At 70.2% G+C, this 20,992-nt stretch carries 16 protein-coding genes; 10 read left to right on the forward strand and 6 right to left on the reverse strand.

Features of this window, described 5'->3' with window-relative positions; all coding sequences use genetic code 11:
- Nucleotides 1-246 precede the first annotated feature (246 nt).
- Nucleotides 247-612, forward strand: coding sequence for a DUF5655 domain-containing protein (locus HCR68_RS06135; protein ID WP_167147635.1), 366 nt, complete (start codon nucleotides 247-249; stop codon nucleotides 610-612).
- 92 nt (nucleotides 613-704) lie between these two features.
- Here HCR68_RS06135 and HCR68_RS06140 read toward each other — a convergent pair whose 3' ends face one another.
- Nucleotides 705-1,001, reverse strand: coding sequence for a hypothetical protein (locus HCR68_RS06140; RefSeq protein ID WP_167147646.1), 297 nt, complete (start codon nucleotides 999-1,001; stop codon nucleotides 705-707).
- Between the two features lie 130 nt (nucleotides 1,002-1,131).
- On the opposite strand from HCR68_RS06140, the gene mnmA reads away from it, so the two are divergent.
- Nucleotides 1,132-2,316 carry a tRNA 2-thiouridine(34) synthase MnmA gene (gene mnmA / locus HCR68_RS06145; RefSeq protein ID WP_167147808.1) on the forward strand — a complete coding sequence of 395 codons (1,185 nt, stop codon included), beginning with the start codon at nucleotides 1,132-1,134 and terminating at the stop codon, nucleotides 2,314-2,316.
- A 108-nt stretch (nucleotides 2,317-2,424) separates the two neighbouring features.
- Nucleotides 2,425-2,733 carry an AbrB/MazE/SpoVT family DNA-binding domain-containing protein gene (locus HCR68_RS06150; protein ID WP_167147649.1) on the forward strand — a complete coding sequence of 103 codons (309 nt, stop codon included), beginning with the start codon at nucleotides 2,425-2,427 and terminating at the stop codon, nucleotides 2,731-2,733.
- A 44-nt stretch (nucleotides 2,734-2,777) separates the two neighbouring features.
- On the opposite strand, the gene HCR68_RS06155 is transcribed toward HCR68_RS06150, so the two are convergent.
- Genes HCR68_RS06155 through HCR68_RS06165 form a run of 3 tightly spaced genes read right to left on the reverse strand, consistent with a single transcriptional unit; the run spans nucleotide 2,778 to nucleotide 4,731 of the window.
- Nucleotides 2,778-3,593 (reverse strand): hypothetical protein, encoded by an 816-nt coding sequence (locus HCR68_RS06155; protein ID WP_167147652.1) that lies wholly within the window; start codon nucleotides 3,591-3,593, stop codon nucleotides 2,778-2,780.
- On the reverse strand, nucleotides 3,593-4,339 hold the full coding sequence (locus HCR68_RS06160; protein WP_167147655.1) for an ABC transporter ATP-binding protein: 747 nt from the start codon (nucleotides 4,337-4,339) through the stop codon (nucleotides 3,593-3,595). The genes HCR68_RS06155 and HCR68_RS06160 overlap by 1 nt, the downstream gene beginning before the upstream one ends.
- The gene (locus tag HCR68_RS06165; protein ID WP_167147658.1) at nucleotides 4,336-4,731 is read right to left on the reverse strand and encodes a GntR family transcriptional regulator; all 396 of its coding nucleotides are present in this window, start codon (nucleotides 4,729-4,731) and stop codon (nucleotides 4,336-4,338) included. The genes HCR68_RS06160 and HCR68_RS06165 overlap by 4 nt, the downstream gene beginning before the upstream one ends.
- 402 nt (nucleotides 4,732-5,133) lie before the next feature.
- On the opposite strand from HCR68_RS06165, the gene HCR68_RS06170 reads away from it, so the two are divergent.
- Nucleotides 5,134-7,374 (forward strand): hypothetical protein, encoded by a 2,241-nt coding sequence (locus HCR68_RS06170; protein ID WP_243858966.1) that lies wholly within the window; start codon nucleotides 5,134-5,136, stop codon nucleotides 7,372-7,374.
- Between the two features lie 91 nt (nucleotides 7,375-7,465).
- On the opposite strand, the gene HCR68_RS06175 is transcribed toward HCR68_RS06170, so the two are convergent.
- Entirely contained in the window at nucleotides 7,466-8,464 is a 999-nt protein-coding gene (locus tag HCR68_RS06175) for an FAD-binding protein (RefSeq protein ID WP_167147661.1), read from the reverse strand.
- Nucleotides 8,465-8,568: 104 nt separating this feature from the next.
- Nucleotides 8,569-9,327 (reverse strand): electron transfer flavoprotein subunit beta/FixA family protein, encoded by a 759-nt coding sequence (locus tag HCR68_RS06180; protein ID WP_167147664.1) that lies wholly within the window; start codon nucleotides 9,325-9,327, stop codon nucleotides 8,569-8,571.
- Between the two features lie 266 nt (nucleotides 9,328-9,593).
- Here HCR68_RS06180 and glgX point away from each other — a divergent pair, with 266 nt between their 5' ends.
- From glgX to HCR68_RS06210, 6 genes are all read left to right on the forward strand, one after another.
- The gene (glgX, locus tag HCR68_RS06185) at nucleotides 9,594-12,011 is read left to right on the forward strand and encodes a glycogen debranching protein GlgX (protein WP_167147667.1); all 2,418 of its coding nucleotides are present in this window, start codon (nucleotides 9,594-9,596) and stop codon (nucleotides 12,009-12,011) included.
- A gap of 29 nt (nucleotides 12,012-12,040) precedes the next feature.
- Nucleotides 12,041-13,768 carry an alpha/beta hydrolase gene (locus tag HCR68_RS06190; RefSeq protein WP_167147669.1) on the forward strand — a complete coding sequence of 576 codons (1,728 nt, stop codon included), beginning with the start codon at nucleotides 12,041-12,043 and terminating at the stop codon, nucleotides 13,766-13,768.
- Nucleotides 13,769-13,835: 67 nt separating this feature from the next.
- The gene (gene trpS, locus HCR68_RS06195; protein ID WP_167147672.1) at nucleotides 13,836-14,948 is read left to right on the forward strand and encodes a tryptophan--tRNA ligase; all 1,113 of its coding nucleotides are present in this window, start codon (nucleotides 13,836-13,838) and stop codon (nucleotides 14,946-14,948) included.
- Nucleotides 14,949-15,092: 144 nt separating this feature from the next.
- Entirely contained in the window at nucleotides 15,093-17,285 is a 2,193-nt protein-coding gene (locus tag HCR68_RS06200; RefSeq protein ID WP_279586975.1) for an alpha-1,4-glucan--maltose-1-phosphate maltosyltransferase, read from the forward strand.
- 179 nt (nucleotides 17,286-17,464) lie between these two features.
- Nucleotides 17,465-19,309, forward strand: coding sequence for a maltose alpha-D-glucosyltransferase (gene treS / locus HCR68_RS06205; RefSeq protein WP_243858969.1), 1,845 nt, complete (start codon nucleotides 17,465-17,467; stop codon nucleotides 19,307-19,309).
- Nucleotides 19,309-20,940, forward strand: a complete 1,632-nt coding sequence (locus HCR68_RS06210; RefSeq protein ID WP_167147675.1) for a phosphotransferase — start codon at nucleotides 19,309-19,311, stop codon at nucleotides 20,938-20,940. The genes treS and HCR68_RS06210 overlap by 1 nt, the downstream gene beginning before the upstream one ends.
- Nucleotides 20,941-20,992 lie beyond the last annotated feature (52 nt).

The following is a 20,992-nucleotide window of genomic DNA, read 5'->3' on the forward strand; positions in this document are numbered from 1 at the left end:
TCCATGAGCAAGCCGTCCTTCCCAGCAGGAGCGGTGAGATCTGGTGTAACACCACCGATCCTGCGAGGCCCTCACCCCATTGCCCAGCACCCACGCCGACCCACACCCCTTGGACTTACTCATCTAGGATGGCGTAGTCCTGCCCACCGCCTCCGGGGTTCCCATTGGCGTCCCACGCGGGAGAGCTACGAGAGCGCCGAAAGACCACGGCCATTCGTACGATGCTTCGCATACCGAGGAGTCCTCGTGTCCTCTACCTCGAACAAGATGATCGGCGACTTCAGCGGCAAGCCAGCGACGGCCACCATGTACACGGCGATCGAGTCCTACGTCATGTCTCTTGGCGACGTCACGAAGCACCTGACGGCCCAGGTCAGCTTCTCCGTCAACCGGAAGTTCCTCTGGGCGTGGGCCTACGAGAGGACGACTGACGGCACCCTGTTCCTGAACGTGAGACTCGACCATCCTCTGGAGGATCCGAACCTCCACCGCGTCACCCAGGTCAGCACGAACCGGTGGAACCATCACGTCGTCGTGAAGACGATGGAAGCCGCGGAGAGCGGGTGGCTCAGAGCTCTCATTGGTGCCGGATACGAGTTCGCCTCCCGCTAAGCAGCCCGCCATCGCTGCCAGCGCCGCCAAGCACGAGTCGCCAAGCACGAGGCCGCGGACGTCAAACAGTCCTGACCTCATATAGCTAACGCTTAAACGCGATCAACGAACTCCACGGCGATCTCGAGGGGGACCGGATCCCATTTCTTCACGTATCGCACGGCTCGCACACGCCCGTTTCTTCTTCCCGAGTCACGCAGGCGCCTGACCTCGTCGCGATCCAGCGGACTCTCCGAGAGCATACGGTCGATCGACAGGTTATAGGCCTGTCGGAAGTGGAGGCGCTCCAGCTCACGCTTCGTCATGGGATATTTTCGGCCGCCTGCCAGAATCCAGACATACAACAGCATGGCGACGACAACCATGTAGGGTAACAAGTCATCAAACATCGCAGCTCCTTCCTCTGACCCAATCCTATGCCGGTCACCACAACGTCTTCTGAGTTGTCCCGGCTCCCCTGCCGGTGTCGACCTGCGGTAGCCTGCCACGGCTGTACCCGCTTGCGTGAAGGAGACCCTCGTGCGCGTCCTGGCCGCCCTGTCCGGTGGAGTCGACTCCGCCGTCGCCGCAGCGCGCGCCGTCGACGCAGGCCACGAGGTCGTGGGCGTCCACATGGCCCTGACCCGCAACCGCGCCCAGACCCGCACGGGCTCACGCGGCTGCTGCTCCATCGAGGACTCCGCCGACGCCCGCTGGGCCGCCCAGATCCTCGGCATCCCCTTCTACGTGTGGGACCTGTCCGAGGAGTTCGAGGAGCGCGTCGTGGCCGACTTCCTCGACGAGTACCGCGCCGGCCGCACCCCTAACCCCTGCGTGCGCTGCAACGAGCGCGTCAAGTTCGACGCCCTCCTGGAGCGCGGCCTGGCTTTGGGCTTCGATGCGGTCGCCACCGGCCACTACGCGCGCCTGAGCGGTGGCGCCGCCTCCGGCCGCCCCGGTGACACCACCGGTCTGAGGCTTCGCCGTGCCGTCGACACCGCCAAGGACCAGTCCTACGTGCTGGCGGTCTCCGGGCGCGAGGGCCTGGCCCGCGCCCTCTTCCCACTGGGCGATGCCCCCTCCAAGGCGCAGGTGCGCGCCGAGGCCGAGGCCCGCGGCCTGCCGGTGGCCTCCAAGCCGGACTCCTACGACATCTGCTTCGTGGCCGACGGCGACACCCGCGGATTCCTGACCCGCTCGCTCGGCGCCCACGAGGGCGCCATGGTCTCCCCCGACGGCGAGGTCCTGGGCACCCACCAGGGATACTTCGGCTTCACCGTCGGCCAACGCAAGGGCCTGGGGCTCTCCCGCCCCGCAGACGACGGCCGCCCCCGCTACGTCATCGAGACCCGCCCAGCCACCAACGAGGTCGTCGTCGGCCCCGAGGAGCTGCTGAGCCGCACGACGGTCGAGGGCGACGGGCTCATCCTGCTGGCCGATCCCGAGCCGCTCGCCGACGGCGTCGGCGCAGTTCCCGGCCTCGGTGACTCCCCCGCCGTCGGCTGGCAGGAGGCCAGCGTCCAGGTGCGCGCCCACGGCTGCCCGGTACCGGCCCGCGTCCGCGTCGACGAGACCGCGGGTCTCCTGCACGCCGAGCTGGCCACCCCCCTGCGCGGCGTCGCCGCCGGTCAGAGCCTGGTCATCTACGGCGGCGCCGACGGCGACCAGGTCCTGGCCCAGGCGACCGTCACCTCCGAGCACGCCACCAGCCGCGCCGTCGCCTGAATCTGCGGAGCGGCTCCGGACCTCCACCGCGCCGGCACCGTGGAAAAGGGCTAGGGTTGGAGGCACCCCCGGCGCCCAGCAGAACCAGCAGGAAAGGGATCCTCCAGCATGTCAGCCGACACGTCCGCCGATTCTCCGTCGGACACGCAGCCCGGCACCCCACCTGACCTCACCGCCCAGGACCCGGAGCGCTACATCGCCACCGTCAGGCTCGGCCCCAAGTCACAGATCGTCATTCCCAAGGAGGTCCGGGAGATCTTCAACCTGGCCCCGGGAGACAACCTGCTCCTCCTGGCCGACCGCACCCAGGGGATCGCCCTGGTCAACCCGGCCGACTACGCCGACGTCGTCGCCGCCGCCTTCGATGCGGCCGCGCCCAGGACCAGCGGCGCAGCGGCGCCCAGGGCCACGGCATAGCCACCGCGCCCCGAACGCCACGCGCCGGGTTCCTTCACCCCCGGTCAGCGCAAGCAGGTGTGCCGCTCGATCGCGCGCACCGCCCACCAGACCAGGATCGCAGCCAGGACCGGCGCCGCCACGACGGAGCCGATTCCCACCAGAAGCGGGTCCTGGCCCGTTCGGGCGGCCTCGATGAACTGCGGGAGCATCATGCGCCCCACGATCCGCCCGCTGGTCAGATCCAGCGACAGCGGCAGCAGCACCGTGGCGACCAGGCCCACAACCTGGTTGACCACGTAGAGGATGACCAGGCCGGCTGCCGGCGCCCCGAAGCCGAGTCGGTTCCAGCGCCCCTGCCCGCCAATGCTCATCACCGCTGCGACCTCGATAATCGTCACGATGACGCCCTCAACGACGGTCAGCCCGTAGAACACGACCATGCCGGTTCCCACCATGCTGATCATCTGACGCACCGGTTCGAGGAGCTGCCCGAGCGTGGAACCGAGCAGGTGCACGTAGGCGGCGAACCAGCCGATGGCGAGGAGCGTCGCCGCCGCCGCGGACACCACCACCGCGATCACGGCGTACAGGACCTTGGCGGCGAACACGGTACGTCCCCTCACCGGCAGACTCATGGTGAGGTAGCCACGCGCACCGTACATGGACGCCCAGTACTCGATGCCGACCTGGACGCTCACGACACCGGGCATGGCCACGAGCGCCACGAACGCGCCAACGAGCAGCATCGAGGAGATCACGGGAAGCTCGAGCAGACTCAGAAGCATGAAGCCGGCGGCGATGACCGCCACGATCCCCACGACTCCGGCGTTGCGCCGGGCCTGGGTCCGGACCTCTTCCATGAGCAACGTGGTGAACATCAGTGGTACTCCTTCCTGAACAGGGCGTCCAGGCTCATACCGCGGTCCTGGCGCAGGTCGTCGGCGTCACCGGCCAGCAGCAGACGGCCGTCCTTGAGGAAGACGGCGGAGTCGATGATGGGCTCGACGTCGGCGATGAGGTGCGTGGAGATGAGCATGAGCGCATCGGGGTCGAAGTCCCGCAGGATGCCGCCGAGGATGACGTCGCGGGCGGCGGGGTCGACCCCGGAGATCGGCTCGTCGAGGAGGTAGACGCGGGCCCGGCGGGACATGGCCAGGCTGATGCGCAGCTTCTCCCCCATGCCCTTGCTCATCTCCTTGAGGGTGCGGTCGGTCGGCAGGCTGAAGAAGCGTACGAGCTCGGCGGCCTTGTCGGCGTCGAAGTCGGCGAAGAAGCGCCGGTACTGAGCGATGGCCGCCGGGGCGGTCAGGTTGGAGGCTAGGAAGCTCGCGTCGGGCAGGAAGGAGACGAGAGCCTTGGACTCGGGTCCGGGGGCATGTCCGGCGATACGGACCTGCCCGTCGTAGTCGGCCAGGACTCCGGCGAGGACCTTGAGCAGGGTGGTCTTGCCCGATCCGTTGGAGCCCATGAGGCCGACGATCCGCCCGGGCGGCAGCTCGAGGCTCAGCCCGTCCAGCGCGGGTCGGCCCTGGTAGGTCTTGGTGAGGTTCTCGACGGCGACCAGCGGTGAGGCGCCGTCGAGAGAGGGAATGGTGATGGGTTTACTGAGGGTCTGTGCGCTCATGACGCATCTCCTGTGGTACGGCGGACCAGTCGGTCCGGAGCCCACCAGCGCTCGGTGAGGAGCGCAGCGGTCTGGTCCAGGTCCATGCCGATGGCGGTCAAGGTGTCGATGTAGGCGTCCGTGGCCCCGGAGGCCAGGTCCCGACGCACGGAGTCGATAACGCTCGCCTTCGAGGTGACGAAGCGCCCGGCGGTGCGCTCCGTCGCGGTGAGCCCCTCACCGTCCAGCGCGCCCAGTGCACGCTGGACGGTGTTGGGGTTGACTCCGGTGTCCGCAGCGAGCTCGCGCACGCTGGGGACCTTGGTGCCCGGGGGCCACTGGCCGGAGACGATCCGGCGACGGAAGTCGTCGGCCAGCTGGACCCAGATCGGGCGGGAGTCGTCGCGATCCATGGCTCTCCTGGTACTCGGGGACGGGGACTGCTCATGAGCGCAGCGCAGGCGGCCTCGTCAGACCGGCTGTATTACTGCACTAATACAGTGACACAGACCGGCGGCGTCGTCAAGCCGGAGAGCCCGGACAGTCACGACCCCCCATCAACGACAGACGGCCTCCAGACCGAAGAACAAGAGCATTTATTCTCTCGGGAATTACCGAGCGAACAGTCGCGCGAATATCTACCAATTGATCGATCATCTATTTCGCCTTTCGACCGGCCTGTTTCCTTCTACGCTGTGCCCATGTCTCCGTCTCCCGAATCTCAGTCTCCCGAAACTCCATCCCCCTCTTCCGCGTCTCCCTCGCCCGAATACCCATCACCCACTATGCCGCCCGCCGGGTTCGACCCCGCCCCCATGGCACCGTCATCACCCGGACGTCCTCGGCGGGGACGGCTGGTGATCCTCGGCGTCGTCCTCACCCTGGTCCTCGCACTGGGCGGCGGAGGCCTATGGGCGCTGACCCGCGACTCCGATCCGCTCTCACTGGTCAAGGCCCCGATCCTCAAGGCCCAGCAGGACCTGTCCAACCTCGGCAAGGAGCCCACGGCTGCCCCCTTCGACTCCAGCGGCACAACGGCCATTGTCAACAAGCAGCTGACGATCCTGCGGGTGATCGCGGATCGCCGGGAGACCCTGGTGGCCCTGAGCACGAGCTCCTCGGCCTCCCATGCCGCCTGGCAGGTCCCAGTCCCCGACGAGCTGGCGGGGCAGAACCTCAGCTGCAAGGTGAGTACCAAGACCCTCGACTGCGGAGAGCGGATCAGCATCGACCTGGCCTCCGGCATCAACAGCCCCGCCAAGCCGTCGACGGTCTCGGCGGCCCCGGCCACCTCCTCCTCACAGGAGCCGGGGCAGCAGGAGCCGAGCGGCTCCAGCACGTCGGCCGACGACCCGACCTCGTCGACGGCACCAGCGCCCGCCGCCTCCCCCGAGTCCTCTCCGCAGACCTCCGCCACCGCATCCGATTCCTCACCCGTCCCCTCATCGTCTGACGCCTCCACGACGGCCTCCCCTGCCGTCTCCGCCTCGCCATCAGCATCGGATTCCCCGGCCCCGGCATCAGCGCCCGCCTCGGTGCGTCTGAGTGAGACGCCCTCCGGCGACGTGCCGCTGTCCGTCGACAAGGACGGTGCCGTGAGCGTCAATAATGGCAAGGTCTCCGGCCTGAGCCTCGACGGCTCCAAGCCGGTGTGGGCGGCCCGCGTCGAGGCGCCCCGCAAGGTCGCCGGCGTCAACCTGCCGTCAAGCCGTGAGGTCTGGGTCGTCAGCGACGGCCTCACCGTAGCCGCCCTCGACGGCAGCACCGTGCTGTGGTCGAGCGAGCTGCCCGACGGCGCGGGCGCCCTCAACGGCCTGGGCGCCGAGACTCCGCCGCGCTGGCAGATGAGCAAGGGCGCCGTCGTCATGGCCTACCCGGACTCGCTGCGCGCCCTCGACCCGATCGACGGCACCGCGATCTGGCAGGTCTCCACCCCGGTGACCTCATGGGCGGCCGGTGACGGCTACGTCGTGGTCTTCAACGGCTCGACGACGTCTGTCCTGGCCTTCGACTCCGGCTCGAGCTCAACCCGAGCCACGACGCTGCCGACCTCGGCCCCCGTCTCCACGGACGTCCCAGACCAGAAGGAGATCGAGAACGCGAGCCTCGACGTACCGGGCATCTGCGCGGAGGCCTTCAGCGGAGGGGGCCGAGGCATGACGAGGGCTGACATGGTGAAGCAGGCCCCGGAGAAGACGACGGTCACCTTCTCCGACGGAAAGGCCGCCGGTACCGCCAGGGGCAACGGCGTTGGCAGCAGCATCTCGAACACGATCTCCATGAAGGCGACGCAACAGGGGCTGCTCGGCAGCACGCCGGTCATGGTCACCGTCCTGGACTGCAACGCGGACAATCCCACCTACGGGTTCGATGTTCTTGTCGCCTACAACGCAGACAAGGAGATGGTCGGCTCACTCGTCATGGACGCCGAGGCCAACGAGATCGGCTACGTGTCCGCCCCGCACATGGAGAACCTGCGTGTCGTCGGCGGCACCATCACCTTCGATGAGCCGCAGCTGCGGATCTCCGGTGACGAGTCCTGCCTGACCTGCGGCGGCAGCGCCTCGGCCACCGTCACCGCGCAGTGGGACGGAGACTCCCTGGAGCTGTTCGACGTCGTCTACCACCTGCCGACCCAGGACATCCATCGCCCGTCACTGGCCACGGTCCAGGCCGTCTACGACGCTCTGGCCGCCAAGGAGGACAGCAGGGTTGCCAACCAGGTCGACCCCTCAGTGCTCTCGTCCCTGGATCAGCCCGCCAGGGCGGCGCAAGCAGGCGACGCCACGCTGCGCACCGCCTTCGTGCCCGAGGGCGGCAAGGTGGTCACCTGTCTGCTGGCCGGTTCCAAGGACTCCTCGGGCGCCTCAATGGCCTTGACACAGGATCTGCCTCTGGGCTCGATCGTCTGCCCGATCACCTCAGATGATCCTTCCAAGCCCTGGATGCAGCCCACCCCCAAGTACTCCGCCCAGGCCGAGTACGGTTCCTGGCTGGTGCTCACCTCGAACGAGGAGGGTTTCACGGTCACCGATATCGGACACAAGACCAACTGACTCGGCCCGATACCGCCTGAAACGGCACGAATGGTGGGGGGCGCACCGTCAGATCGACGGTGCGCCCCCACCATGTCGTTGGAGAAGCTTCTCAGCCGCGCAGCCTGGCGAGCTCCTCGACGAGCTGGGGGACGACGTCGGTGACATCGCCGACGACGCCGAAGTCGGCCATCTCGAAGATCGGCGCCTCGGAGTCGTCGCAGATCGCCACGACGGTGCCGGCACCCTGGATGCCGCTGGTGTGGTGGACGGCGCCTGAGACGCCGAGCCCGATGTACAGGCGCGGGGAGATGGTCTCGCCGGTCTGGCCGATCTGGGCGCTGCGCTCGATCCAGCCCTCGTCGCAGGCCACGCGGGTGGCTCCGACGGCCGCGTCCAACGGCTCGGCCAGGGAACGGACCAGGTTGAAGTCCCCATCCACTCCACGACCGCCCACGACGACGGTGCGGGCCTCGCTCAGGGCCGGACCGGCGGCGACGGAGGTGGCCTCGCGCGAGACGAGGCGCACGGCGGCGGCCTCGGCGCTGACGGGCACCTCCAGGGACTCGGCGGCGAGTGCCGCACCGTCAGCGGCGGCGACCTCGGCGATCCCGGGGCGCACGGCGATGATCGGTGCGCTGCCGCCCGAGCCGACGGAGGCGGTGGTGGACCAGGAGCCGGACAGGACCAGCTTGGAGGCGCGCAGCGTGGCGCTCTCCCCTGTGCCGGCGGCCTCCAGGGCGGTGGCGTCGGAGACGCAGGCCGAGCCGAGCAGGACGGCGGCCCGCCCGGCCAGCTCCTTGCCGCGGTAGTCGGAGACGACCAGGACCGCGGCGGGCTGGACCGCGTCGACGGCCGCGACGACGGCGTCGGCCGCGGTGGCCGGCAGGTGGGCGGACTCGCCCAGGTCGGCGGCAAGCAGGCGGGTGGCGCCCGCAGCGGCCAGGGCCGCGGTGGCCGGATCGCCCAGGGGCTGGAGGGCCAGGGCGACGACGTCGCCGCTGGTCAGACCTCGGGCGGCGGTGAGCAGCTCCAGGCTGGGTCCGGTGGGGGCGGGGGCCGCCTCGGTGGTCTCGAGGTCGATCAGGACGAGGATGGGGGCGTCGAGCATGGGAATCAGCTTCTTTCGCGGGTGGTGTGAGGCGGGTGAGGCGGCACCGCGGGCTCCGGCGTCCCTCGCTGAGGGGTGACGGCCTGCGACGGCTTGGCTCACCGTCAGACGAGCTTGTTCTCCACGAGCCAGGCGGCGAGCTCGCGGCCCGCCTCGCCGGCATCGGTGCGGATGATGCCGGCCTCGCGGGCCGGCCGGGCCTCGTCGTCGACGACGCTCACGGCCGGGTCGGCGACCTGGAGCCCGAGCTCGGAGGTGTCCCAGAAGTCGACGGGCTTCTTCTTCGCGGCGCGCATGGCGGCGAAGTTGGGGTAGCGGGGCTCGTTGGCCTGGTCGGTGACGCTGACCAGGGCGGGCAGCGGTGCGCTGACGACCTCGCGGACGGTGCCCACGGTGCGGGTGACGGTGACGGCACCGCCGTCGACCTCGAGCCGGTTGGCCAGTGTGAGGGCCGGCAGGTGCAGGGCGGCGGCCAGGGCGCCTGGGAGCATGGAGGTCAGGGAGTCCAGGGAGGCCATACCGGTAACGACCAGGTCGACCTCGCCGATGCGCTCGATGGCGGCCGCCAGGACCCGGGCGGTGGTGACGACGTCGGCGCCGGCCAGGGCGTCGTCGGCGACGACGATCCCGGAGTCTGCTCCCATCTGGAGGGCGCGGCGCACTGCGTCCTCGGCGTCCTCGGGGCCCATGGTCAGGGCGATGACCTCGCCGTCGGCCTCCTCGGCCAGGGTGACGGCGGCCTCGACGGCGTTCTCGTCGAGCTCGTTGAGGACGTCCTCCTCACCTCGCACGAGCCGGCCGCCCTCGAGACGGCGCTCGGACTGCACGTCGGGAACGTGCTTGATGCAGACCACGATTCTCATGCGCTCAAGGGTGCCATAACAGCGGCATCTCACCACTGAGCGCTGAGTCACCCTGACACGGCGTCAGGGCCCGGGTCGTGCCGGCTCCGTCGAGGTCGACAGGACCGCTTGACACGACTGCACGGTCACGATGGTCACGATGCCATCACCAGGCAGCATCGAGCCGCATCGATGCGTCGGATAAACGCGACGCGGCGCACTCTCACGAGGGAGACCTCACTGCGCCTCAACTGGTAGCGAACTGCGGGCGCCAGGACAATGGACCCATGCCTTCGACGCCAGAGCCCGCTCCAGCACCGCGCGCCGAGCTGCCAGCAGCTCCCGACCACGGGCTGGGCGTCACTCTCAGCGGTGACGGCGCGGACTTCGCGGTCCACGCCCCGCACGCCACGGCCGTGGACCTGTGCCTGCTGACCATGAACGCCGACGGCTCGGTGGCGGAGGAGACCCGGATCGGGATGCACGGCCCCTCGCGGGGCGTCTGGAGCGCTCACGTCCCCGGCGTCGGCGCCGGCCAGCGCTACGGCTACCGCGCCCACGGGCCCTGGAACCCGCACGAGGGACTGCTCTACAACCCTCGCAAGCTGCTCCTGGACCCCTACGCCCGCGCCCTGGACGGGCAGGTCGACCTGGGACCGGCCGTCTACGCGCACGAGGTCACTGACGACCTGGTCCCCGCGGCCGAGCCGTGGCGGCCCTCGCACCTGGACTCGGCCGGCCACAGCGTCGTCGGCGTCATCACCGGCGACACCTTCCCGGTGGTTCCGGGCCCGCACGTTCCCCGCGAGCGCACCATCATCTACGAGGCCCATGTCAAGGGCCTGACCTACAAGCTGCCGGGCGTGCCCAAGGAGCTGCGCGGCACCTACGCGGGCCTGGCCCACTCGGTGACGGTCGAGCACCTCAAGGGCCTGGGGGTCACGACGATCGAGCTGCTGCCGATCCACGCCTCGGTGACCGAGCCCTTCCTGACCAAGCGGGACCTGACCAACTACTGGGGCTACTCCACGCTGAGCTACTTCGCGCCGGAGCCCTCCTACGCCACGGCCGCGGCGCGCGCCGCCGGCCCGCAGGCCGTCCTGGACGAGGTGCGCGGCATGGTCTCCATGCTCCACGAGGCCGGTCTGGAGGTCGTGCTCGACGTCGTCTACAACCACACCTGCGAGGGCGGGGTGGACGGCCCCTCCCTGAGCCTGCGCGGCCTGGACAACCTGGACTACTACCTGCACGCCCCCTACCTGCCGGCGCAGTACATGGACGTCACCGGCACGGGCAACACGGTGGACTTCCGGGCCACCGGTGCGATCCGGATGGTCCTGGACTCGCTGCGCTACTGGGTCACCGAGGTCGGCGTGGACGGCTTCCGCTTCGACCTGGCGACCACGCTGGGGCGCCACGCCGCGGAGTTCTCACCGCGCCACCCGCTGCTCACGGCGATCGCCACCGACCCGGTGCTCAGCACGGTCAAGCTCATCAGCGAGCCGTGGGACGTGGGCCCCGGCGGCTGGCGCACCGGTCAGTTCCCCGAGCCCTTCCAGGACTGGAACGACCACTTCCGCGACACCACCCGCTCCTTCTGGCTGCACGACGCCTCGGAGATCTCCAAGGGGCGCCTGGGCTCGGACCTGCGTGACCTGGCCACGCGCCTGTCGGGCAGCGCGGACCTGTTCAGCCACGGGGAGTTCCCCGGGGGCCGCGGTCCCCTGGGCTCGGTCAACTTCGTGGCGGCGCACGACGGCTTCACCCTGCGTGACCTGGTGGTCTACGACCACAAGCACAACCTGGCCAACAAGGAGGACAACCGCGACGGCACCTCCAACAACCGCTCCTGGAACCACGGTTTCGAGGGCGACGTCGTCGAGGGCATCAACGGCGGCCCGATCGAGGTGCTGCGCCGCCGCTCCATGCGCAACCTGCTGGCCACCATGCTGCTGAGCGCCGGGACCCCCATGCTGCTGGGCGGTGACGAGATGGGCCGCACCCAGCAGGGCAACAACAACTGCTACTGCCAGGACTCGGTGCTCTCCTGGGTCGACTGGAACCTGGAGGTCTGGCAGCGCGACCTGGTCGCCACCACGCGCTTCCTCATCCACCTGCGCCAGACCCACCCGGTGGTGCGCCCCTCGCGCTTCGCGACCGGGCAGGTCCTCGATGGCGACACGATCCCGGACCTGGCCTGGTACCGGGGCGACGCCGTCCCGATGGACGGGGAGTCCTGGCACGATCCGCACACCCGCGTGGTCCAGATGCTGCGCTCGGGCCGCCCCTGGAACGACGACGACATGCTCGTGGTCATCAACGGCGCCCTGGATCAGGTCGACGTCGTCCTGCCCGAGGGACGGGGCACCGACTGGCACCTGGCCTGGGACTCGACCTGGGCGGTCCCTCAGCCCCATACGGCTCCCTTCTCCCAGGCGCGTCGCGTCAGCCGGAGCCCGCAGGACACGGAGGCCGATGTCATCGTCGAGACCGACGGCTCCGGGGAGGTGAAGGAGGTCAAGACGGTGGCCAGCGGCCCTACCGGACAGACCACCGAGAGTCTCACGGACTGCCACCAGGACCGCCCGGGGGACACGACGATGCTGGAGCCGCTGTCGCTGCGGGTCTACTTCTCCGGCGAGCTCCTGGAGACCCTCAAGGCGGGTGCTCAGGCGGAGCACGGCGGGAAGGTCGGCGCGCACTAGCTCGCCACTCACGTCGTAGGCTGGGGCCGATGCCGACTCTTCCCCCTCTTGCTGAGCGCGCCTGGGACCGTCTGCGTCCGGACCCGACCGGCCTGGTCCTGGGCTCGGTGTTCTTCGTCCTGGCGCTGACGCCCTCCCTCATCCCCCGTGACATCCTCTTCCAGGGGGTGGCCTGCGGGCTGTGTGCAGCGACCGGCTACCTGGTGGGGGTGTGGCTGTCGTGGAACTGGCGGACCTGGGTGAGCAAGGTGGTGCGGGTCCTGTGGGAGGCCAGCGGCCGGAGCCTGCCGTCCTGGGTGCCCCGGTGGCGGCGGCGCGTGGAGATCGCGCTGACCGTGATCGTCGTCGTGGCCCTCAACGCGATCCTGCTGCGGGCGGTCCACTGGCAGCAGCAGGTCGCGGCCCTGACCGACTACCGCGCCTACACGCCGGTGCAGTACCTGCTGGTCTTCCCGGTGGGCTTCGGTATCTGGATGGCCCTGGTAGTGGTGGGACGAGGCTTCCTGCGACTGGAGACCTGGCTGCGCCGGCACCTGCCGCAGCGCCTGCCTCTTCCGGTGCGGTCGGTGTCCTCCTGGATCATCGTGCTGGTGCTGGTGTTCGCGCTGGTCAACCAGGCGATTCCGGGCATTATCATCCGGGGCGCGGAATCGGCCTTCTCCGTGCGCAACAGCGCCGATCCGCCCTCGACGCCGAGGCCGACGGCGGCAGAGCGCTCGGGCTCTCCGGACTCGCTGGTGTCCTGGGAGTCCCTGGGGGCCTATGGCAAGCGCTTCGTGGGCCGCGGCCTGAGCGCCCAAGGGCTTGAGGAGGTGACCTCTCGGCCTGCCAGTGAGCCGATCCGCGTCTACGCCGGGCTGGAGAGCGCCGGCAGTGACGAGGCCCGTGCCGCGCTGGTCGTTGAGGAGCTCAAGCGCACCGGGGCGGCCTCACGCTCGGCGATCATGATCGCTCCGACGACGGGAACCGGCTGGGTGGACCCGGTGGCGGCCCTGTCCCTGGAGGTGCTGTACGACGGCGACACGGCGATCGCCGCCGCCCAGTACTCCTACCTGCCCTCCGGCGTGCAGTTCATCGCGGACACCGACAAGGCCCGGGCGTCGGGCAAGGCGCTGGTGACGGCCATCGTGGCCTGGTGGAAGACGCTTCCGGAAGGAGACCGGCCCCGGCTCCTGCTGTACGGGGAGTCGATGGGGGTCCTGGCGGGCGAGGCGGCCTTCGATGACCTGGCAGGAGTCCTGGACTCGGTCGACGGCGTCCTGTGGGTGGGGCCTCCCAACTCCTCGCGGCTGTGGCGGGACCTGGTGACGCGACGCGACCCGGGGACCCGGGAGGTGGATCCCACCTACTCGGCCGGGTTGACGGTTCGCTTCGCCCAGGATGAGTCGGATATGGAGTCCTTCGCGGGGGACACGACCTGGGGAGATCAGCGCATCCTCTACATCCAGCACGCGAGCGACCCGGTGGTGTGGTGGTCGCCCAGGCTCATCCGTGAGAACCCGGACTGGCTGCGGGAGCGTCCGGGGACGGACCGCTCCCCCGCCATGCACTGGATGCCCTACATCACCTTCTTCCAGGTCAGTGCGGACCTGCCGCGTGCGATGAACGTGCCCGCGGGGCACGGGCACCGCTACGGCGCCGAGATCCTGGACGGGCTGGCCCTGGTCGGCCACAACAGCTCCTTCACGCCCGAGCGCGTGGCCCAGGCCCGCCAGGAGCTGGAACGGGCCCTGGCCACCCAGCCCGCCGACGACTGAGATGACGGAGGTGCGGGCCCGATCGACGTCGGGCCCGATCCGCAGCGCCACCCCCTAGGATGAGGCCATGACTCAGACCCCCACCGCGGCCGAGGAGGCCCTGGCCAACGCCACCAATGACGCCTCCCTGGCCCGATCGATCGCCCGCTCCGCCGAGATCGAGGCCGATATCGCCGTCAACCCCGGCCGCTACCGGATGTTCACCGGGGTGCGTCCCACCGGGAACATGCACTTGGGCCACTACTTCGGCACCATGCACTCCTGGAAGACCATCCAGGACGCGGGCGTGGACACCTGGATCCTCGTGGCCGACTACCAGGTCATCACCGACCGCGACGGCGTCGGCCCCATCCGCGAGCGCGTCCTGTCCCTGGTCACCGACGCCCTGGCCGTGGGCGTGGACCCGCAGCGCTCGACGATCTTCGCCCACTCGGCGGTCCCGGCCCAGAACCAGCTGATGCTGCCCTTCCTGTCCCTGGTCACCGAGTCCGAGCTCCATCGCAACCCCACGGTCAAGTCCGAGCTGGAGGCCACCGACGGTCGCGCCATGACCGGCCTGCTGCTCACCTACCCGGTCCACCAGGCCACTGACATCCTCTTCTGCCAGGCCAACCTCGTGCCCGTCGGCAAGGACCAGCTCCCCCACCTGGAGCAGGCCCGCCTCATCGCCCAGCGCTTCGACAAGCGCTACGGGCGGGCCGTCAAGGACCACCCGGTCTTCCGCCGCCCCGAGGCCCTGCTCAGCCAGGCCCCGATGCTGCTGGGCCTGGACGGGGAGAAGATGAGCAAGTCACGGCGCAACACGATCGAGCTGCGCATGAGCGCCGATGAGACCGCCAAGGCCATCAAGAAGGCCAAGACGGACTCCGACCGCGTCATCACCTACAACCCGACCGGGCGCCCCGAGGTGGCCAACCTGCTGATGCTGGCCTCCCTGTGCGGGGCGGGCGCGCCCGAGGAGATCGCCGAGCGCATCGGCGACGGCGGCGCGGGCACCCTCAAGAAGGTCACCACCGAGGCCGTCAACGAGTTCTTCGCCCCCATCCGCTCCCGCCGGGCCGAGCTGGCCGCCAACGAGGACTACCTCCTGGAGGTCCTGGGTCAGGGCAACGCCCGGGCGAGCGAGGTCGCCGAGAAGACCCTCGACGAGGTCCGTACCGCCATGCACATGAACTACTGAGGGCCGGTGAGCGTCAGGAGACGTCCCCGGGCCCTGCGGTTCACTGGCCCCGATCGGCCCGGTTCGCGACGCGCGTACCGGGCCGATCGGCGTCGTGCGGTCGGACATGTGACTCAGGTCGTTTCTCACCGTAGTCTTGCCCCTGTGACTCCTAACACGACGCCCAAGGCCGGCAAGAAGCAGTCCCCCCGTTCCTCCAAGTCCGCTGCCGCTCCGACCGACGCGCCCGTCAAGGCGCCCGAGACGGCGTCGACGCCGTCCGCAGAGTCCGCCGCGTCCCCGGCATCCGCAGCGGCTGGGCCGGACGTGGCGAGCGGGCCGCAGCCGGCCCAGCACTCGCTGATCGGCCGGATCCCGGTCACCGAGGTCTTCCCCGTCGTCGAGGACGGCCGCTGGCCGGCCAAGGCGGTCGTCGGGGAGACCTTCCCGATCCGCGCCACCGTCTTCCGCGAGGGACACGACCGCTACGGAGCCACCGCGGTCCTGGTTCGCCCCGACGGCACCGACGGCCCGCGCGCCCGCATGCACGACATCGCCCCCGGCCTGGACCGCTACGAGGCCTCCCTGGCCCCCGACGCGCCCGGCAACTGGCGCTTCCGCGTCGAGGGCTGGTCGGACCCGTACGCCACCTGGAGCCACGACGCCGGTATCAAGGTGCCGGCCGGCATCGACGTCGAGCTCATGCTGGAGGAGGGCGCCCGGGTCCTGGACCGGGCGCTGGCCATCGAGGGCCGCGACGAGGAGGGCACCAAGGCCCTCAACGACGCCGTGTGGATCATGCGCGACCCATCCAACCCCGTGAGCGACCGCCTGGCCGCCGGTCTGGCCGACTCGGTCAAGGCGGCCCTGGAGCGGCTGCCGCTGCGCGACCACGTCTCCCCCACCGCCGAGTACCCCCTCCAGGTGGACCGCGAGCGCGCCCTGACCGGCGCCTGGTACGAGATCTTCCCGCGCTCGCTGGGTTCGGGGGTCAGCCAGGACGGCACCTGGCACTCGGGCACGCTGCGCACCGCCGCCGAGCGCCTGGACCGCATCGCCGCCATGGGCTTCGACGTCCTCTACCTCACGCCGATCTCGCCGATCGGCACCACCAACCGCAAGGGCCGCAACAACACCCTGACGGCCCGGCCCGGGGACCCCGGCTCCCCCTACGGCATCGGCTCGCCCGACGGCGGCCACGACGCCATCCACCCCGACCTGGGCACCTTCGAGGACTTCGACGCCCTGGTGGCCCGCTCGCGCGAGCTGGGCATGGAGGTGGCCCTGGACCTGGCGCTCCAGTGCTCCCCGGACCACCCGTGGGTGGCCGAGCACCCGGAGTGGTTCACGGTCCTGGCCGACGGCTCCATCGCCTACGCGGAGAACCCGCCCAAGAAGTACCAGGACATCTACCCGCTCAACTTCGACAACGACCCCGAGGGCATCTACCAGGCCATCCTGGAGGTCGTGCGCACCTGGATCGCGCACGGGGTGACGATCTTCCGCGTGGACAACCCCCACACCAAGCCCCTGGCGTTCTGGCAGCGGCTCATCGCCGAGATCCACGCCGAGTCCCCGGACGTGCTGTTCCTGGCCGAGGCCTTCACCCGCCCGGCCATGATGCGCACCCTGGGCATGATCGGCTTCCACCAGTCCTACACCTACTTCGCCTGGCGCAACACCAAGGAGGAGCTCATCGAGTACATGATGGAGCTCAGCAAGGAGACCGCCCACCTGCTGCGCCCGGCCTTCTGGCCCACCACGCACGACATCCTCACGCCCTTCATGACCAACGGGAAGGTGCCGGCCTTCAAGCTGCGCGCCGTGCTGGCGGCCACGCTCTCACCGACCTGGGGCATCTACTCCGGCTACGAGCTGGCCGAGTCCACCCCGCGACCGGGCTACGAGGAGCAGATCGACAACGAGAAGTACGAGTACAAGCCGCGTGACTTCGCCGCCGCGCGCCGCAACGGCATCGAGGACCTGCTCACCCGTCTCAACGCCGCCCGGGCCTCCCACCCGGCGCTGCGCCAGCTGCGGGACATCTACTTCCACCCCACCAGTGACGACCAGATCATCGCCTACTCCAAGCGGGTGGACGCCTCTCACAGCCCCACGGGCAGGGACGACGTCGCCCTGACGGTGGTCAACCTCGATCCGCACGGGGCCCGGGCCGGCGAGGTCTACCTGGACCTGGAGGCCCTGGGCCTGCCGGGCTGGGTGGACGCCTCGCGCCCGGTGGTCAGGGTCACCGACGAGCTCACAGGAGACTCCTATGACTGGTCGGGGCAGAACTACGTGCGCCTCGATCCCTTCGCCGGGCAGGTCGCCCACGTCTTCTCCGTGGAGCCGCTGTGAGTACGGACCCGATGGGCGCGGCCCCGATGCCGCTCGGCGGCGAGGTTGCGGGTGTACCGCCGGTGCAGCCCGGACAGCCTGCTCAGTTCCCCCCGACGGGTCAGCCCGGTGCGGCGCCGATGTCGGTGCCCGTACCGGCCCCCATGGCGGCGATCCCCACCCCCAGCGGCGGGGTCCCCATGCCGATGACGGTGGCGCCGCCGATCCCCGGGGTGCCGGTCCTGCCGGCCCAGGCCCGCCCCGGCATCAGCGCCGACCCCGAGTGGTTCCGCACGGCCGTCTTCTACGAGGCGCTGCTGCGCTCCTTCGCCGACTCCGACGGCGACGGGATCGGTGACCTGCGCGGGCTCATCTCCCGCCTGGACTACCTGGCGTGGCTGGGCGTGGACTGCGTGTGGATCCCGCCCTTCTACCCCTCGCCCATCCGCGACGGCGGCTACGACATCTCCGACTACACGGCGATCGACCCGCGCTACGGCACGATGGAGGACTTCCGCGAGCTGGTCCACCAGGCCCATCAGCGCGGGATCCGCATCGTCATCGACATGGTCGTCAACCACACCTCCGACGCCCACCCCTGGTTCCAGGCCTCCCGCTCGGACCCCGAGGGCCCCTACGGGGACTTCTACGTGTGGGCCGACGACGACTCCGGCTACGACGACGCCCGTATCATCTTCGTGGACACCGAGGAGTCGAACTGGGCCTACGACGTCGAGCGCGGCCAGTTCTACTGGCACCGCTTCTTCTCCCACCAGCCCGACCTCAACTACCGCAACCCGGCGGTCATCGAGGCGATCCACGACGTCATCCGCTTCTGGGCGCGCACCGGGGTGGACGGCTTCCGCCTCGACGCCATCCCCTACCTGACCGAGTCCGAGGGCACCAGCTGCGAGAACCTGCCCGGCACCCATGAGATCATCGCGGGTATCCGCGAGATGCTCGATCGGGAGTTCCCCGGGACGATCACGATCGCCGAGGCCAACCAGTGGCCCGACGACGTCGTGGAGTACTTCGGCACCGAGGAGGCGCCGGAGTGCACGATGTGCTTCCACTTCCCGGTCATGCCGCGCATCTTCTACGCGCTGCGCCAGGGCTCGGCCGAGGCCATCCGCTGGGTGCTGGAGAAGACCCCCGACATCCCCGCCCACGGGCAGTGGGGGACCTTCCTGCGCAACCACGACGAGCTGACCCTGGAAATGGTCACCGACGCCGAGCGCGACCAGATGTACGCCTGGTACGCCCCCGAGGAGCGCATGCGCGCCAACATCGGGATCCGGCGCCGCCTGGCCCCGCTCCTGGACGCCTCGCGCGCCGAGGTCGAGCTGGCCTACGCCCTGCTCCTGTCGCTGCCGGGCAGTCCCTGCCTCTACTACGGCGACGAGATCGGCATGGGTGAGAACATCTGGCTGGAGGACCGCGACGCGGTGCGCACCCCCATGCAGTGGGACGACTCGCCCAACATGGGCTTCTCCACCGTCGTCGACCCCGGCGCGCTGACCCTGCCGCTCATCCAGGCCCCGGGCTACGCGCACCTGACGGTGGCCACCGAGATGGGTCGGCCCGACTCCCTGCTGCACTTCACCCGGCGGATCCTGCACCTGCGCCGCTCCCACCCCGTGCTGGGACGCGGCGGCTTCCGTCTGCGTCCCACCAGCGACGACGCCGTCCTGGCGCACACGCGCTGCGACGATCCCTCGGAGGAGGGCGCCGAGAGCCTGCTGTGCGTCGCCAACCTCTCGGCCACGCCCCGCTCGGTGACGATCGAGGTGCCCGAGCTGGCCGGGCGGCGCACCACCGACCTGTTCGGCGGCTGCGCCTTCCCGTCGGTCGATGACGATGGTCACCTCACCCTGACGCTGGGGGCGCGCGGCTACTACTGGCTGTCCGTCGAGCGCGAGGAGCCCGATGTCTCACGGGAGAGCGGCAACCGGGAGGCCCCCGGGAGCTCGCACGCCGCCGAGTCCCCGGCTGACGCCTCCCACGCGGACGCAGACCACGACCACCACCCGATCGAGGATTCCTGATGCCCACCGAGTCCACCTCCGCCGCCGAGCAGTCGCACGCCCAGGCCCCAGCAGCGCCGGTCAGGTCGCTGCGCAGCGCCGAGGCGCCGTCGACCTGGCCCAGTGACGCCGAGATCCTGGCGGCCCTGGGCCCGTGGATGCTTCAGCGACGTTGGTTCCCGCTCAAGGGGGACGCCGCCCCGCCGCTGGGCTCCTTGCGGATCATCGCCTCCTGGGAGCCGGAGGCGGGGGTGCGCGACCTGGTCATCGCGGCCCTGAGGGGAAACCAGGCCGAGACCGGCCACAGCGACGGGATGGTGCTGCTGCACGTCCCCGTGGTCCTGGAGGCCGCCGACGCGCTCGATTCCTTCGCCGCCCCGGGTGAGGCGTCCGGCAACCACGGCCTGCTGTTGGAGACCGCCTCCGGCGGAGCGCCTTCGCCGGTGGCCCTGGTCGACGGCGCCCACCACCCGGCCTTCTGGCGCGCCTGGGCCCTGGGGGCGCTGGAGGCGGGCACCGTCCTGAGCCGGGCCGGCGCCCTGGCCATCGCCCAGCGCGCCCCGAGGCTGCGGGTGACCACCGGGGAGCAGTCCAACACCTCCGTGATCCTGCCTGCTCCCGCAGGCGACGGCGAGGCCCTCGGTGAGCAGGACGCCGCCACCGGTGACCTCATCGTCAAGCTCCTGCGGGTCCTGGAGCACGGCCGCAACCCCGACGTCGAGCTCTCCGTGGCCCTGGCCCGCAGCGGCTGGGACCGGGTGCGCACCCCGGTGGCATGGTCCACCCTGACCTGGACGCGCATCGGAGGCTGCGGCCAACCGACCCTGGAGGAGTCGACCGACTCGGCGGTGGCGTGCAGCTTCGTGCCCCGTGCCGACGACGGCTTCGAGCTGTTCTGCTCGTTGGCCTCCACCGACGACGTCGACGGGCCGGTGCGGGCCCGCGCCGTCGACCTGGCCCGGGACCTGGGACGCACGACGGCGCAGATGCACCACCACCTGGCCGCCTCCCTGGGCACGAGCCGGCCCCCCGCGCCGGCCGAGCTGGCAGCGGCACTGCGCAGCCGGGCCCGGTGGGCGCTGGAGGAGGTGCCCGAGCTCTCCGGCCACATCCCCGCCCTGGAGCTCAAGGTGGAGCAGACGCTGGCGCGGCTCGAGGAGCTGCCCGCTCTGGAGCCGGTCACCCGCATTCACGGCGACTACCACCTGGGGCAGGTGCTTCATGAGGTCGGCGGCCGGCAGCGCTGGTACGTGCTGGACTTCGAGGGCGAGCCCCTGCGCCCCCTGGCCCAGCGCTCCGACCCCGATCTGCCGGCCCGGGACGTGGCCGGGATGCTGCGCTCCTTCGACTACGCGGCGGCCGTGGGAGAGGCGCCCCACCCCGACTGGCTGGCCGCCGTACGCACCGCCTTCGAGGACGGCTACCGCCAGGCGCGCCGGGAGACCCGCCCTGAGCCCGCCTCCCAGGGCGATTCACAGGGCTCGTCGCAGGCAACCGGGCAGGCGGAGGATTCGCGCCAGACGGTCCTGACCTGCCTGGAGCTCGACAAGGCCCTGTACGAGGCCGTCTATGAGGCCCGCAACCGCCCCGACTGGCTGGGCATCCCCGTGGCGGGGATCGACTCGGTCCTGAACGAACGCACGGAGGGCTGAGCACGGAACGATCTCTTGCCCCCATCATCCCATCGGTTCGACGTCCAAAAGC

The organism is Actinomyces sp. ZJ308 (assembly GCF_011752065.1).
Lineage (GTDB): Bacteria > Actinomycetota > Actinomycetes > Actinomycetales > Actinomycetaceae > Actinomyces.